The sequence below is a fragment of the Nocardioides sp. genome (genome assembly GCF_050699375.1).
Classification (GTDB): domain Bacteria; phylum Actinomycetota; class Actinomycetes; order Propionibacteriales; family Nocardioidaceae; genus Nocardioides.
Window position 1 is genome coordinate 1 of record NZ_JBOHDN010000130.1, and the last position, 12308, is coordinate 12308.

Consider the following 12308-nt stretch of genomic DNA (forward strand, 5'->3'; position numbering starts at 1 on the left):
ACCGCGCCGAGACCGCGGGAGGCGTTCGACGGGTTGACGCTGCCGAACTTGCTCACCGCAGGAGCGTCGGGAGCGATCCGGGAGGAGTAGCAGAACGAGATCGAGGAGTCCGGTCCCGGGACGAGCAGCCGGGGAGGCTGGACCGCCTCCCCGGCGCCCAGTCGGGTGAACGCCTCGCGCTGGGAGTCCAGGGCGAGCTGGGGCGTGAAGACGCTGCGTACGTCTACGGCGGAGAGGATCCTGACGGTCATCTCCGCCACGCTAGCGGCTAGACCGCGACCTTCTCCGAGGGCTCCTCGAGCACGACGTCCTTGGTCTCCTTGCCGATCACCAGCGAGATCAGGGTGATCACCGCCATCACGGAGAGGTAGACACCGACGAGGAACGGCGACCCGTCGGCCTGCTTCCACAGCGCGACCGCGATGAACGGCGCGACCGCGGCGCCCAGGATCGAGGCCACGTTGTAGGAGATCCCGGAGCCGGTGTAGCGCACGCTGGTCGGGAACAGCTCGGGCAGCAGCGCGCCCATCGGCCCGAAGGTGAGACCCATCAGGGAGAAGCCGAGGACCAGCCAGAGGACGACGCCAGGAGTGCCGCCGTTGACCAACGGCACCCAGACCAGGCCGAAGACGATGATCCCGAGGGTGACCACGATCAGCAGCCGGCGCCGACCGAAGCGCTCGGCCAGCGGCCCGGAGACCATGGTGAAGATGCCGAAGAAGATCACGCCGAAGATCAGCATCAGCACGAAGGTCGTGTAGCCGTAGCCCAGACCAGGCACCGCGAGGTCCTTGGCGGCGGTGCCGAACGACAGCGAGAAGGCAGTCATCAGGTAGAAGAGGACGTACGTCGCCAGCATGAAGAAGGTGCCGAGGACGAGCTGCTTGCCCTGGTGACGGGCGACCGAGGCGAGCGGGACCTTGCGGACCAGGCCGGCGTCCTGGCTCTTGGTGAACACGTCGCTCTCGACCAGGCGCAGTCGGACCCACAGGCCGACGATGACCATGACCGCGGAGAAGAGGAACGGCACCCGCCAGCCCCACTGGAGGAAGGCTTCGGACGGCTTGGTCGGGTCGGCGCCCTCGGCGGAGAGCAGCGCCGCGATGCCCAGGAAGAGGCCGTTGGAGAGGATGAAGCCGAGCGGTGCGCCGAGCTGCGGGAACGTACCGTAGATGGCGCGCTTGCCCTCGGGAGCGTTCTCGGTCGCGACCAGCGCGGCGCCGCTCCACTCGCCGCCGAGCGCGAAGCCCTGGGCCAGGCGCATCAGCACGAGCAGCGCGGTGGCGACCCAGCCGACGGTCTCGTACGTCGGGAGCGCGCCGATCAGGAAGGTCGCGATGCCCATGGTGAGCAGCGAGATCACCAGGGTCGTCTTGCGGCCGAGCCGGTCACCGAGGTGACCGAAGAAGATCGCGCCGATGGGGCGGGCGACCATGGCGGCGCCGAAGACGGCGAAGCTGGCCAGCAGGGCGGTGGTCGGGTCGCCGGCCGGGAAGAAGAGGGCCGGGAAGACGAGGACGGCTGCGGTGGCGTACGCGTAGAAGTCGTAGAACTCGATCGTCGTGCCGATGAGGCTGGCGACGAGCACGCGGGAGCGCGGGTTGGCCGGTGCGGGGGTGGCGGACATGGTGTTTCTCCGAGGTGTCGGTGGGCCCGCCTCTCGCGGGTCGTCCCATCATATGAGAGTCGCGTATCGATGGTTGAGACGGGTTCGGGTTCTGGGTCGACCGCGCGGGTGGGTGCCTGCGGACGGTGGTCGGGTCGGTGACGCCGGTCTGTGAGAATGATCGGGTGAACGCGACTGCCTCGGATCTGGTGAATGAGCTGCGCAACCAGGGGATCAGCCGGGTCGACGACTCGCCGCTGGCGCGGGCGCTCTACTCCAGCGACGCGAGCCTCTATCGGGTCGTGCCCTCGGTGGTCGTTCGGCCGCAGTCGCGCGACGAGCTGCTCGGGGTGCATGCGGTGGCGCGCTCGGTCGGGACGCCGGTGACGATGCGAGGCGCGGGCACCTCGATCGCCGGCAACGCCGTCGGGCCCGGGATCGTCGTCGACACCCGGGACCTGCGCTCGATCTACGAGATCGACCCGGAGGCGCGGACGGCGCGGATCGATCCGGGCGTCGTGCACGCCGACCTGCAGCGGGCGGCGTCCCCGCACGGGCTGCGGTTCGGTCCCGACCCGTCCACGCACACCCGCTGCACCATCGGCGGGATGATCGGCAACAACGCCTGCGGCAACCGCGCTCTGGGGTACGGGCGCACCGTCGACAACATCGAGGCGCTGACCGTGCTCTTCGGGAACGGTGAGCAGGCGGTCTATGCCGACGGTGTCTCTTCCGGGGCGACGGCCGAGCGGCTGCAGGCGCTCGTCGGCGCGAACCTCGCCCACGTGCGTACGGAGTTCGGGCGGTTCGGTCGTCAGGTCTCGGGCTACTCGCTCGAGCACCTGCTGCCGGAGAACGGCCGGGTCGACCGGTTCCTGGCGGGCTCCGAAGGGACCCTCGCCACGGTCCTCGAGGCGACGGTGCGGCTCGTCGAGGACTCGCCCGGTCGACTGCTGCTGGTGCTGGGCTATCCGACGATGCCGGAGGCGGCCGACGCGGTGCCCTCCCTTCTCGGGGTGGCGCCGGGGCGGCTGATCGCTTGTGAGGGCATGGACGCCCGGATCGCCGACCTGGTGCGAGCCAAGGGCCGCGGGATGCCCGATCTCCCCAGGGGTGCCGGCTGGCTGATGGTCGAGGTCGCCGGCCAGGACGCTCCTGACCTGGTCAAACGACTCATCGAGGCCTCGAGCGCACTCGACTCGCGGGTGGTGACCGACCCGGCCGAGGCAGCCGCGCTGTGGCGGATCCGCGAGGACGGCGCCGGGCTGGGCGGAGTCTCGCTGCCGACGCCGGCCCACTCCGGCTGGGAGGACGCTGCCGTCCCGCCAGAGCATCTCGGCGCCTGGCTGCGTGACTTCGAGGAGATCCTGGAGTCATTCGGACTCCACGGCTATCCCTATGGGCACTTCGGCGACGGCTGCCTGCACTGCCGCATCGACTTCCCCTTCGCTCCTGACGCGCCCGAGTCGGCGCAGGTGTTCCGGGAGTTCATGACGGCGTGTGCGACGCGCCTGGTGACCTATGGCGGGTCGCTCTCGGGCGAGCACGGAGACGGGCGGGTGCGTTCGGAGCTGCTCCCGCTGATGTACGACCAGACCTCGATCGACCTGTTCGAGCAGGTCAAGGCGATCTGCGACCCCGAGGACCTGCTCAACCCCGGCAACATCGTGCGGCCGGCGTCGATCACCGAGGACCTGCGTCCGGTGCGGCCACGCTCACGTCCGAGGACCGCGCTGCGGCTGATCCACGACTCCGGCGACCTGGGCGCGGCGGTGCACCGCTGCACCGGCGTCGGCAAGTGTGTCGCTCCCAAGACCGCCGGTGTCATGTGCCCCTCCTACCTCGCCACGAGGGAGGAGAAGGACTCCACCCGGGGACGCGCTCGGGTGCTGCAGGAGGCGCTGGACGGATCTTTGATCGACGGGCTCGGGACTCCTGAGGTGGCTGACGCTCTCGACCTGTGCCTGGCCTGCAAGGGGTGTGCCTCCGACTGCCCCACGGGCATCGACATGGCGACGTACAAGTCCGAGGCGCTCCACCAGAAGCACGACGTGCTCGGTCAGCGGCGGCCGCGGTCGCACGCGCTGCTTGGCCAGCTGCCGAAGTGGGCGCGGCTGGCGGCGCCTTTCACCCGGATGGCGAACGCGTCGCTGAAGGTCTCGCCGCTGGCGAAGCTGGCCAAGAAGACCGCAGGGATCGACCAGCGGCGCTCCATCCCGGCGTTCTCGCCGAAGACGCTGAAGCGGTCGGCGCCGACCGCGAAGCTTCCCGAGACCCCGGACGTGTGGATCTGGGCCGACTCGTTCACCGACCACTTCTTCGCCCAGTCGGGTCATGGTGCGATCAAGTGGCTCGAGTCGCAGGGCCTGACCGTGCGCGTGATCGGCGAGAAGGCGTGCTGCGGGCTCACCTGGATCACCACCGGGCAGCTCGATGACGCGCGGGCGATCATGGAGAAGACCGTCCGTACGCTGGCGCCCTATGTCTCCTCCGGCGTCCCGGTGGTGGGGCTCGAGCCGTCGTGCACCGCGACGCTGCGGTCCGACTCGGTGGAGCTCTCCGCGCTGCCGGAGGCCGAGGCCGTACGTTCCGGCATGCTCACGTTCGCCGAGCTGGTGACCCGGCTGGTGGATGAGGGTCGGGTGGCGTTGCCCGATCTGACCGGCGTCGAGATCGTCGCGCAGCCGCACTGCCACCAGCACGCGGTGCTCGGCTGGGCGGCCGACGAGGCGCTGCTCGTGCAGGCGGGCGCGAAGGTGACTCGGGTCTCCGGCTGCTGCGGCCTCGCCGGCAACTTCGGGGTCGAGGAAGGGCACTACGAGGTGTCGGTGGCCGTCGCGGAGACGTCCCTGCTGCCGGCGGTCCGATCGCAGCCCGATGCGGTCATCCTGGCCGACGGGATGTCCTGCCGCGTCCAGCTCGACGACCTCGCTTCGGTGCCGGCCATGCACCTCGCCGAGCTCTTCGCCTCTCGCGTCTGAGTTGCGGTTGGGCCGGCCACCGGCGGTGTAACACGCTGTTCGTAGGACTACTCGCCCTATTGGAACGACCGGATAGTCCTACGAACGACGTGTTACACGGGCGGCGGCACCCCTTGACAGCGACGATGAGCGTTGCCGCGCGCCCGCGCCTAGACTGAGACGGTGAACCCGCGTTATCGCCGAATGATCATTCCCGGCGCGCTGGTCGCCCTGCTGTTGCTCGTCGTCGTTGCGGGGGTGCTGAGTTGAGCAGGGAGTCCGAGCCGCTGCTGCGGGCGCTGAACCGGATGCGGTCGGTGATCCTCGACCCGTCGACACTGGTCAAGGTCGTCGCGTCCGGCAAGCAGCGTGGCACGACGCCGAAGTGGCGCCGCGCGGAGCTGCGCTATGTCGACCTCAAGGCCGGGCGGCAGCTGCAGATCACCACGTACGACGCCACCCAGGCGTTCACGTCGAACCACCCCGTCGGCGACCCCACAGCGCTTGACGACCTGCTCGACGTACCTTTTGCCAACTGGATCGTGACGACCGCGACCGAGCAGACCCAGATCCAGGCGAAGACGGCGACCACGGCGCTCGTCGAGACTCGCGAGGTCGCCTCGACAGGCTCGACCACCGAGGCCGATCGGTCTCACGACCGAACGAAGGAACGGCTGTTGCCGGAGTCGGATCCGGTCTTCCGGGTGCTCGGGCTCTCGGACAAGGATGGCAAGCTGAAGCCGTCGCGGCAGGCGAAGTATCGCCAGGTCGAGGAGTTCCTGCGCCAGCTCGACGCGGCCCTGACCGACGCGATGAAGTCCGGCAAGGTCCGGAAGCCGACCGCGGACGAGCCGCTGCGGATCATCGACCTGGGTGCCGGCAACGGCTATCTGACGTTCGCCGCGCAGCGTTACCTGACCGAGGTGCGCGACCTGCCCGTCGTCGTCACCGGTGTCGACGTCAAGGAGCAGTCGCGGGAGCACAACACCGAGATCGCGGCCGAGCTGAAGGTGAATGCCGAGTTCGTGGCCGGGACGATCGACGGCGTCCAGCTCACCGAGAAGCCCGACGTCGTGCTCGCCCTGCACGCCTGCGACACGGCGACCGACGACGCACTCGCACGGGCGGTCGAGTGGGAGGCGCCGCTGGTGCTGGCCGCGCCGTGCTGCCACCACGACATCGCCGCCCAGCTGCGCAAGGCACCGACCCCGGCGCCCTACTCCATGCTCACCCGCCACGGCATCCTCCGCGAGCGCTTCGCCGACACGTTGACCGACGCCCTGCGCGCGAGCCTGCTGCGGCTGGCCGGCTACCGGGTCGAGGTGGTGCAGTTCGTGGAGAGCCAGCACACCCCGCGCAACACCATGCTCCGCGCGATCCGCACCGGCTCGCCGGTCAAGGGCGGCTCGGTGAAGAAGGAGTACGACGAGCTGGTCGCCGAGTGGGGCGTACGTCCGAAGCTCGCGGAGCTGCTGGCGCAGAAGAGCTCCTGAGGCCGACTCGACGATGATCCGGGTCGTTGCCGCCGCGGGCGCACTGGGGCTGGCGCTGATCTCGGCCACGCCCGCGCATGCCGCCGGCGGCAACGAGGTGCTGTTCGCGTTCTCCGACCCGAGGATCAGCGAGGCCAGCGCACTGACACCGCTCGCCGGTGGCTTGTACGCCACCACCAACGACTCCGGCGACAGCGGCCGCGTCTTCACCGTCGACTCCCGCGGCGACACGGTCGGGGTGTCTCACTGGTCAGAGGACCCGGTCGACGTCGAGGGGCTCGCCCCGGCCGGCGACAACCAGGTGTGGGTCGGTGACATCGGCGACAACAACGGCGTCTGGGACTCGGTCAGGATCGCGAAGGTGCGGGTCGGGCGCGGAGAGCGCACGGTGTCGCCGACCACCTTTGAGCTCGTCTACCCCGACGGCCCGCACAACGCCGAGGCCCTGCTGGCCCATCCCGACGGACGGGTCTACGTCGCCACGAAGGACTGGGGCGGGGGCCGGCTCTACGCGGTGCCGAGGCGCCTGGATCCCGACCGCCCGAACACGTTGAAGGAGATCGCCCCGGTCCTCCCGATGGCCACCGACGGCGCCTTCTTCCCCGATGGCAAGCACCTGCTCATCCGCGGCTACTACAGCGCCACGGTCTACGCCTGGCCATCGATGGACCGGGTCGGCTCCTTCCGGACACCCGACCAGGAACAGGGCGAGGCCATCGGCGTCACCGCGAAGGGCGACGTCGTCGTGACCAGCGAAGGCATCCGAGCCGAGGTGATCCGCATGTCTCCCGATCTCGTTCACCGGGCCTTGGGGATCGACCCGTCCCCGACCGCCGAGCCGACCCCAGCTGACAAGGCCGACCAGCCGACCCAGCGCGACGACGACGGTGGCGAAGACGGCGATGGCAGCAACGCCGGCCCGATCGCCCTGGTCGCGCTCGCCGTCGCTGCGTACTTCATCTTCCGCAAACGAACCTGACGCCGAGTCGGCGCGTCTGTCCCAGAACCAAGGCTCGAGTCGGCGCGTCTGTCCCACGGTCTGGGACATTTGCGCCGACTCGACCCGATTTCTTGAGACAGACGCGCCGACTCGACCTGATTCCTTGGGGCAGTTGCGCCGACTCGAGCCAGATTCTTGAGACAGACGCGCCGGGTCGACCTGTTTTCTTGGGGCAGTTGCGCCGGGTCGGGGTTAGAGGCGGTCGACTGCCCAGTCGATGCAGGCGGTGAGGGCTTCGATGTCGGCGGGGTCGACGCTCGGGTACATCGCGATGCGGAGCTGGTTGTTGCCGATGCCGCGGTAGGCGTCGAGGTCGACGATGCCGTTCTCGGCGAGCACCCGGCGCAGCTCGTTCTTGTCGATGCCCGCGTCGAGCTCGACGGTGCCGACGACGAGCGAGCGGTGGCCGGGGTCGGGCACGAACGGGGTGACGTACGCCGTCTTCTCCGCCCATCCGTAGAGCGCGTCCGAGGACGCGGTGGTGCGCGCGACCATCGCGTCCAGGCCCCCGGAGGAGTTCATCCAGTCGAGCTGCTCGGCCATCAGGAAGAGCGTCGCGATGGAGGGGGTGTTGACGGTCTGACCGCTGCGGGACTGCTTGATCGCCTCGGTCAGCGAGAAGAAGGACGGGATGTGCCGGCCACCGGCCGCGATCTCCTCGGCCCGCGCGATCGCGGCAGGGGAGAGCAGCGCGAGCCACAGCCCACCGTCGGAGGCGAACGACTTCTGCGGCGCGAAGTAGTAGACGTCGCTCTGGGTCACGTCGAGCGGCAGCCCTCCGGCGGCCGAGGTCGCGTCGACGATGGTGAGCTGGTCCGCGCCCGCGCCGGCGGGGCGTACGACCGGCCCCATGACACCTGTCGAGGTCTCGTTGTGCGTCCACGCATAGACGTCGACGCCGTCCTCGGCAGCGGGCACCGCCAGCGAACCGGGGTCGGCCGAGATCACCGACGGGTCGGCCAACCACGGGGCCGCCTCGGCGGCCTTCAGGAACTTCTGACCGAACGCCCCGAAGACGGCGTGCTGGCTCCGCTCACGCACCAGGGCGTACGTCGCCAGGTCGAAGAACGCCACCGAGCCACCGTTGCCGACGACGACCTCATAGCCCTCCGGCAGCGCGAAGAGCTCCGAGAGCCCGGACTGGACGCGGCGTACGAGCTCCTTCACCGGCTGCTGCCGGTGAGAGGTGCCCATCACCGACGCGCCGGTCGCGGCGAGAGCCTCCAAACGGCCGGCGGGGACCTTCGACGGCCCGGAGCCGAAGCGTCCATCGGCGGGCAGGAGGTCGGCGGGAATCTGCAGCGTCATAAACCCATTCTCCCAAGACGTGGGCATGGGTCAGAATGCCGACGTGCCTCTTGAGATTCGCCGGGTCGCCTACGACCACCCGGATGCGCTGAAACTCGTCGACCGGGTCCAGGAGTTCTACGTCGAACGCTACGGCGAGCCCGACTACGACCCCACCACGCCGTCGATGTTCGAGGCACCCGAGGGCGCCTACTTCCTCGCCTATCTCGACGACGTCCCGGTCGCCTCCGGCGCCTGGCGACGCTCCGGCGAAACTGCCCTTGGAGGCACGGTCACCGCGGAGATCAAGCGGATGTACGTCGTGCCCGAGGCCCAGCGCCAGGGCATCGCCAAGCGGGTGCTCGTCCACGTCGAGACGTCCGCGCGCGAGGCCGGCTTCGAGGTCATGGTCCTCACCACCGGGGACCTCCAGCACGAGGCGATCGGGCTCTACGCGGCCAATGGCTATGCCGAGGTCGAGCCGTTCGGCTTCTACAAGGACGACGAGCTCGTACGCTGCATGGCCAAGCGGCTCGCCGTCTCCCGGTAGGTCCTGGGGCTGACCCCGCGCTCACGCTTGAAGACGCTGCTCAACGCGAAGCCGTCGCTGTAGCCCACGCGCCGGGCGATGGCGTCCAGGGTGCGGTCGGGATCGAGCAGGAGGTCGGCGGCCATCGAGAGCCGCCACTGCTTGAGGTACGTCATCGGCGGGACGCCGATACGGTCGGTGAAGGTGCGGGCGAAGGCCGAGCGTGAGACACCGATCTCGGTGGCGATCCGGGCGATCGTCCAGCTCTCGGCAGGGCGTTCGTGCAGGAGGCGCAGGGCCCTGCCGACCACCGGGTCCGTGTGCGCCTGGAACCACCCCGGCGCGTCCGAGCCGGGGTCGGCGAACCAGTCGCGGATGACGCTGACCAGCAGCAGGTCGAAGAGCCGGTCGAGGACGGCCCCCTGCGCTGGGCCATCCGCGGTGATCTCATCGACCAGCACCGGGACCAGCGCGTCGTTCCAGGAGCCCGGAGGAAGCAGGAAGTAGCTGGGCAAGGCGTCCAGGACCCGCTGGCTGATCTCGCCCCGGACCTGATAGCAGGCCAACAGGATGGCGGTCGACCCGTCGGGATCGTTCCCCCAGCCACGTACGCCCAGGTTCCGGTAGTCGCTGTTCTCCTCGCCGGCGGGTGTTGTCCACCGCCAGCCGGGATGGACGACCACCTGTGGACGGGTGGCGGGGTCGTCGGCGATCGTCACCGGGTCGGCGTTCTTGACGACGATCACCGTGCCGGCCGGAAGGAGAATCGGCGCCGCGTCGTCGTCCGTCAGCCAGACGGTGCCGCGCAGGATCGTGAGCAGGCCGAGCGGGGAGTCGTCCTGGAGGCGGATGGACCATGGTGGTTCCAGCAGCGCGCGCAGCAGGATCGCGCCGCGCGCCCGCGGGCCGTCCAGCAGATGGGCCAACGCGTCCACGAGGGTCAATCTAGACCTGCTCAGGACGTACGGACATGGCTTCGCGACTCTTCGCCATGTCGGCGAGGTCCGGGGCGCGGTTGGCTTACCGGCATGGATACGTTCCTTCTCGCCGCGGCGACCTTCGCGACCGGGCTCGCCGCCGGCGTCTACCTCACCTTCACGACGCTGATCACGCCAGGGTTGCGGGACGCGGAGCCCCGCGACGGGCTCAAGGGATTCCAGACCATCGACCGGCGGGTGCAGCCCAACACGCCCTCGCGCGACTGGCAGCCGGCGTTCTGGTTCGCGATCTTCGGCTCGCTCATCCTCGGCATCGCCGCGCTCGTTGCTGGTTTCGCGCAGTTCTCGGCGACGGAACGAGTGCTCATGATCGTGGCGGTCGTGATCGCCCAGGTCACCTTCTGGATCCCGACCGGCTTCGTGATCCTGCCTTTCAACAACCGGGTCCGCGACCTCGACCTGGACCAGCTCGGCGCTGCCGAGGTGGCCGAGGTCCGAGCCGACTTCGACCGGATCTGGGGGCGGTGGAACCTGGTCCGGACCATCGGGTCAGCGGCAGCCCTGGCGCTGATGATCGCGGTGCTGGCATGACGGTGCTGGCATGAAGGTGATCGTGATGACCGGTGGCAGCTCCGGCTTCGGCGCGGTGGCCGCCGGAAGACTCACCGGCTCCGGAGCGAAGCTGCTGGTCGGGGCGCGGTCCGGCGCCGGCGCGGCGCCGAAGAGCAGGAGGGGGTCATCCGCGGGCGAAAAATTTCGCCCGCTGTCGCCCTCCCCCTCCGAGAACCCGGCCACCCTCGAGCTCACGAGCCTGGAGTCGGTTCGCACGTTCGCCTCGGAGGTGCGCGCCCACCTCGATGGCCGAGCGATCGATGGGTTGCTGCTCAATGCCGGCCTGATCAAGCAGGACGACGCCGGGCGCACGCTGGACGGCTTCGAGATCACTTTCGCCGTCAACCATCTTGCCCACTATCTCCTGCTGCGCCTGCTGTTGCCCGACCTTGCCGACGGGGCCACGGTGGTGCTCACCAGCAGCGGCACCCACGACCCCGCCACCGGCGCCGGCCTCGCGACCCCACGGCATGCGGACGCAACGCTGCTCGCCCACCCGGACCAGGACGAAGGTCGCGACTCCGACCCGAAGAAGGCGGGGGAGCATGCCTACACGGCGTCCAAGCTGTGTGCGGTGCTGACCGCTCGTCATCTCGTGCGGCTCCCGGAGCCACGGCACCTCAACGTGATCGCATATGACCCGGGCCAGGTGTTCGGCACCGGCCTGGCCCGCGACCTGTCCGCCCCGCTGAGACTCGCGTGGTCGGTGCTCGGCACACCCGCCGGCGCTCCGCTGAGGTGGTTCAAGCACGACCTGAACACGCGTACGTCGGCCGGACATGCCCTCGCCGACCTGGCGCTCGACGAGGTGACGCCGCCGCCAGGACGTACGTATGCCGCACTGCGCCGCGGCCGCCTCGACTGGCCCGATCCCTCCGACCTCGGGCGCCGTGACGACCTCGCCGAGAAGCTTTGGGACGACAGCGCCCGCCTCGTCGGCGTGGCTTGACGGGGCTACAGATGGGTGCTCAGGCGACCATGGCGCGAAGGAAAGCACGTCCTCCCTGGCGGATGGTCGCCCTCGTCGACCTCGCGGTCCTACTTCGTCTCGTTGGGGTGGTGGGTGTGCACATCGATGAGGTGGACCGTGGCGTCCTCGACGTAGAACCAGATCCGGGCTCCGCCAGGAAGCTCGTACTGCCAGCGCTCGTGGATGCGACCGGCGTGGGCTACCGCGGCCAGAGACCCCTTGAGTTGATGGCACGTCGGTGAGGAGGCCATGGGCGTTCGCGTGAGGAAGTCCCACGCGTCGGCGAGGGCGTTGCGGGTGGTCGCCGACAAGTCGGACCATCCCTTGCGGGATTGGTTCGTCGCGAAGACGATCGCGTACTCAGACTTCTTCGTCGGCCGAGGGACCCGAGATTCCTTCGCCATGATCAGTCGGTCGGGCGCTCGACTGGCTCCGGCGCGGTGAGCCACTCGAGCTCAGAGTCCGAGGCGTGCCCGGTGGCGTAGGCCTCGGCGGTCGAACTCCAAGCGTGGATCAGGGTGAGCAGGGGGTCAAAGGCGTTAACCGCCGCGCATGCCCTGGAGATGTCGACCAGTTCGGCAGCGAACTCTCCGCGCTCGTCCTCAGGGAGGAGCGCGATCCATGGAAACGGCGTCTTCAGCCGTTCGGTGAAGCTCGCGGGTTGTCCGGCGACTGCCGCGGTGATCACCTGGATCGCAGCGGCCACGCCGGCCCGCTCGCGCTCGACATCCTGTTGGCGGCGGAGCACCAGCGTCTCCCCGTCGCGCCTCGTGATCGTCACGGGTCCACGCTCTGTTGCCTCGGCGACACGCTTTGAGTCGCGAGACAGGTCGGAGAACTTGATGGCGGCCATAGGGCCAGTATTCAGAATACGTTCTGAAATTGCAACCGGCCGCGCACAATAGTGCGCGGC

The 12308-nt window shown here is 69.3% G+C and carries 12 protein-coding genes; 6 read left to right on the forward strand and 6 right to left on the reverse strand.

Annotated elements, in window-relative coordinates; all coding sequences use genetic code 11:
- Together ACRDPS_RS09470 and ACRDPS_RS09475 are read right to left on the reverse strand one after the other, a co-directional pair.
- Positions 1 to 251 (reverse strand): hypothetical protein (locus tag ACRDPS_RS09470; RefSeq protein WP_431501379.1); only part of this gene is annotated, 251 nt, incomplete at its 3' end.
- A 17-nt stretch (positions 252 to 268) separates the two neighbouring features.
- Positions 269 to 1627 (reverse strand): MFS transporter, encoded by a 1359-nt coding sequence (locus ACRDPS_RS09475; protein ID WP_431501380.1) that lies wholly within the window; start codon positions 1625 to 1627, stop codon positions 269 to 271.
- Between the two features lie 164 nt (positions 1628 to 1791).
- On the opposite strand from ACRDPS_RS09475, the gene ACRDPS_RS09480 reads away from it, so the two are divergent.
- The 3 genes from ACRDPS_RS09480 (at position 1792) to ACRDPS_RS09490 (ending at position 7038) form a co-directional block, all read left to right on the forward strand.
- Entirely contained in the window at positions 1792 to 4587 is a 2796-nt protein-coding gene (locus ACRDPS_RS09480) for an FAD-binding and (Fe-S)-binding domain-containing protein (RefSeq protein ID WP_431501381.1), read from the forward strand.
- A gap of 245 nt (positions 4588 to 4832) precedes the next feature.
- Positions 4833 to 6059: a class I SAM-dependent methyltransferase gene (locus ACRDPS_RS09485; protein WP_431501382.1), complete on the forward strand. Its 1227-nt coding sequence runs from the start codon at positions 4833 to 4835 to the stop codon at positions 6057 to 6059.
- Between the two features lie 13 nt (positions 6060 to 6072).
- Positions 6073 to 7038 carry a hypothetical protein gene (locus ACRDPS_RS09490; RefSeq protein WP_431501383.1) on the forward strand — a complete coding sequence of 322 codons (966 nt, stop codon included), beginning with the start codon at positions 6073 to 6075 and terminating at the stop codon, positions 7036 to 7038.
- A 213-nt stretch (positions 7039 to 7251) separates the two neighbouring features.
- Here ACRDPS_RS09490 and serC read toward each other — a convergent pair whose 3' ends face one another.
- Complete coding sequence (gene serC, locus ACRDPS_RS09495) at positions 7252 to 8367, reverse strand: phosphoserine transaminase (RefSeq protein ID WP_431501384.1); 1116 nt, start codon at positions 8365 to 8367, stop codon at positions 7252 to 7254.
- A 43-nt stretch (positions 8368 to 8410) separates the two neighbouring features.
- Between serC and ACRDPS_RS09500 the strand changes: the two genes are divergently transcribed.
- Complete coding sequence (locus ACRDPS_RS09500; protein ID WP_431501385.1) at positions 8411 to 8896, forward strand: GNAT family N-acetyltransferase; 486 nt, start codon at positions 8411 to 8413, stop codon at positions 8894 to 8896.
- Here ACRDPS_RS09500 and ACRDPS_RS09505 read toward each other — a convergent pair.
- Complete coding sequence (locus ACRDPS_RS09505) at positions 8839 to 9810, reverse strand: AraC family transcriptional regulator (protein WP_431501386.1); 972 nt, start codon at positions 9808 to 9810, stop codon at positions 8839 to 8841. The genes ACRDPS_RS09500 and ACRDPS_RS09505 overlap by 58 nt on opposite strands.
- Before the next feature lie 93 nt (positions 9811 to 9903).
- On the opposite strand from ACRDPS_RS09505, the gene ACRDPS_RS09510 reads away from it, so the two are divergent.
- Together ACRDPS_RS09510 and ACRDPS_RS09515 are read left to right on the forward strand one after the other, a co-directional pair.
- Positions 9904 to 10404: an anthrone oxygenase family protein gene (locus ACRDPS_RS09510; protein WP_431501387.1), complete on the forward strand. Its 501-nt coding sequence runs from the start codon at positions 9904 to 9906 to the stop codon at positions 10402 to 10404.
- Positions 10405 to 10414: 10 nt separating this feature from the next.
- Positions 10415 to 11374: an SDR family NAD(P)-dependent oxidoreductase gene (locus tag ACRDPS_RS09515; protein ID WP_431501388.1), complete on the forward strand. Its 960-nt coding sequence runs from the start codon at positions 10415 to 10417 to the stop codon at positions 11372 to 11374.
- An 89-nt stretch (positions 11375 to 11463) separates the two neighbouring features.
- Here the strand turns inward: ACRDPS_RS09515 and ACRDPS_RS09520 are convergent, their stop codons facing one another.
- Positions 11464 to 11799, reverse strand: coding sequence for a hypothetical protein (locus ACRDPS_RS09520; RefSeq protein ID WP_431501389.1), 336 nt, complete (start codon positions 11797 to 11799; stop codon positions 11464 to 11466).
- A gap of 2 nt (positions 11800 to 11801) precedes the next feature.
- Positions 11802 to 12308: hypothetical protein (locus ACRDPS_RS09525; RefSeq protein ID WP_431501390.1), on the reverse strand; the 507-nt coding region annotated here is incomplete at its 5' end.

Excerpts from the sequence above, each read along its gene's own strand:
- ACRDPS_RS09510 (WP_431501387.1), top strand. The coding sequence starts at position 9,904 with ATGGATACGTTCCTTCTCGCCGCGGCGACCTTCGCGACCGGGCTCGCC.
- serC (WP_431501384.1), bottom strand. The coding sequence starts at position 8,367 with ATGACGCTGCAGATTCCCGCCGACCTCCTGCCCGCCGATGGACGCTTC.
- ACRDPS_RS09475 (WP_431501380.1), bottom strand. The coding sequence starts at position 1,627 with ATGTCCGCCACCCCCGCACCGGCCAACCCGCGCTCCCGCGTGCTCGTC.
- ACRDPS_RS09515 (WP_431501388.1), top strand. The coding sequence starts at position 10,415 with ATGAAGGTGATCGTGATGACCGGTGGCAGCTCCGGCTTCGGCGCGGTG.
- ACRDPS_RS09490 (WP_431501383.1), top strand. The coding sequence starts at position 6,073 with ATGATCCGGGTCGTTGCCGCCGCGGGCGCACTGGGGCTGGCGCTGATC.
- ACRDPS_RS09520 (WP_431501389.1), bottom strand. The coding sequence starts at position 11,799 with ATGGCGAAGGAATCTCGGGTCCCTCGGCCGACGAAGAAGTCTGAGTAC.